Consider the following 2,200-nt stretch of genomic DNA (forward strand, 5'->3'; position numbering starts at 1 on the left):
AGGTTGGTTCAGAGCACCATCATGCCGCTTCCACCGCGCGACGCACCCCGAATACCCCATCTGAGCCCCGCGCGCCGGCGCGCCTGTGTCGAGCACATCATGCGGACGATGACCGTCTCCGAGCGCCGCGCCTGTCGGGCGCTCGGACAACATCGCTCGACGCAGCGCAAGGTACCGCGGGGCCGCGACGACGAAGAGGCTCTGACGGCTGATCTCGTGGCGTTGGCCGAAAAGTACGGGCGTTACGGCTACCGCAAGATCAGCGCGTTGCTGAAGGCGGCCGGGTGGTTCGTCAACGACAAGCGCGTCGAACGCATTTGGCGGCGTGAGGGTCTGAAAGTGCCGGCCAAGCAGCCTAAGCGGGGGCGGATCTGGGACAACGCCGGCTCCTGTGTTCGTCTTCGCCCGGAACACCGCAATCACGTGTGGTCGTACGACTTCGTCGAGGCCCGCACGCACGATGGGCGCAAGATCCGGATGCTCAACGTGCTCGACGAGTTCACGCACGAATGCCTGGAGATCCGGGTCGCACGTAAGCTCAAGGGGATCGACGTCATCGACGTGCTCTCGGACCTGTTCATCCTGCGTGGCGTACCGGGCCATATTCGTTCGGATAATGGGCCGGAGTTCGTCGCCAAGGCTGTGCAAGCCTGGATCACCGCGGTCGGCAGCAAAACCGCCTACATCACGCCAGGCTCACCGTGGGAGAATGGGTACGTCGAGAGCTTCAACGCGCGTCTGCGCGACGAACTCCTGAATGGCGAGATCTTCTACACACTCAAGGAGGCGCAGATCGTGATCGAAAGCTGGAGGCGTCACTACAACACTGTGCGCCCACATGCATCGCTGGGATACCGGCCCCCGGCACCGGAGGTGTTCGTGCCAGCGTTCTCCGCTTGGCCGTCTGCGCTCGCCCGACCAGCTGCGCCGGCCAAGCTACCCGTGGTGAAGCGGCCTACCGCGCACTAACTTTACCCTTGGACCACCGCGTGGGGGCCGATCAGATCCGTGCAACACCGCTGTCACTTAGCAGGAAAAGCGTAGTGGGCGGAGGATGCGTGGTACGCGTCCGGCGAAGGCCGTCTTGCGAGCGCACCTGTAGAAGGGATGAGGTAAGCGCTCGGCGCTGTTCGTGCGGACCGCGTGTTCCTGCGCTGGACGGCCAAGGGAGGTGAACTTGCGCCGGTCTCAGCTCGTTTGAGGTGACAGTATGCTTTTGTGGCCTGACGTCGTGCTACGGCGGGCCGACGTCGTGCTGACCGGGAAAGGATCAATCCCAAATCGGAATGCGCTCTCAACGAAGCGCCCTGCGTCCACACCAGAATGAGCATCGCGCGGGCTTCTAACTTTCCGGCTCACCCACGACTGAACCGCCCCGGGTTTTTCGGAGGCCATTTGGTTTGTGTTCAGGCGGCCAAGGGTTGAGCCTCGGCTTGGGCAGAGTAGCGCGCTTCGGCCTCGGCGGGAGGGATATTCCCGATCGGTTCGAGCAGTCGGCGGTTGTCGAACCAATCGACCCATTCGAGCGTGGCGTATTCCACGGCTTCGAAGCCTCGCCACGGGCCGCGCCGATGGATCACCTCGGCCTTGAACAGGCCACTCACTGTCTCGGCGAGCGCATTATCGTAGGAATCTCCGACGCTACCGACGGAGGGTTCTATACCTGCCTCGGTGAGACGCTCGGTGTAGCGGATGCTGACGCTTTGCGACCCGCGGTCGGAGTGACAGACGAGACCACCGGCGAAAGGGCGGCGCTCGTGCATGGCCTGCTCCAGGGCATCGAGCACGAAGTCGGCCCGGGCGGAGCCGGACGCGTTCGGCACGCCCGAGAGAAGAGCATAGTCCTCAAGCCTTGTAACGCGTTATCCTCACTCGACCGCACTCGGACGCTACGTCTCCCGCGGCATCCGCCAGTCGATGCCCGAGAGCAGGTAGCCGAGCTGTGCCGTCGAGATCGTCATCGCTCTGTCCGCCACCGAAGGCCACAGGAAACGGCCGCGGTCGAGCCTCTCGGTGTAGAGGCACGCGCCCTGGCCATCGTGCCAGATCACCTTGATCAGGTCGCCGCGCCGCCCCCGGAACACGAACAGGTACCCAGAATGGGGATCGCGCTTGAGCATCTCCTAGAGCATTTTCCAAGATCCCTGGGTCGTTGCGGCGAGGTGAGCGTTGATCCTTGAAGGTTTGTCAGGGAGACCGC

Annotated in this window: 2 protein-coding genes and 1 pseudogene; 1 reads left to right on the top strand and 2 read right to left on the bottom strand. The window is 63.6% G+C overall.

The features are described 5' to 3' along the window. On the top strand, positions 1-969 hold a 969-nt coding region (locus tag AC6EUL_RS22765; protein WP_499872880.1), incomplete at its 5' end, for an IS3 family transposase. Positions 970-1,406: 437 nt separating this feature from the next. Here AC6EUL_RS22765 and AC6EUL_RS22770 read toward each other — a convergent pair. Together AC6EUL_RS22770 and tnpB are read right to left on the bottom strand one after the other, a co-directional pair. After that, a pseudogene (locus AC6EUL_RS22770) lies at positions 1,407-1,811 on the bottom strand (integrase core domain-containing protein); the annotation flags it as partial. Positions 1,812-1,889: 78 nt separating this feature from the next. Further along, a complete protein-coding gene (tnpB, locus tag AC6EUL_RS22775; protein ID WP_499872882.1) occupies positions 1,890-2,120 on the bottom strand; it encodes an IS66 family insertion sequence element accessory protein TnpB in 231 nt (76 codons plus the stop codon). Between the last annotated feature and the right edge of the window lie 80 nt (positions 2,121-2,200).

The sequence above is a fragment of the Methylobacterium sp. 001424705 genome (assembly GCF_059816145.1).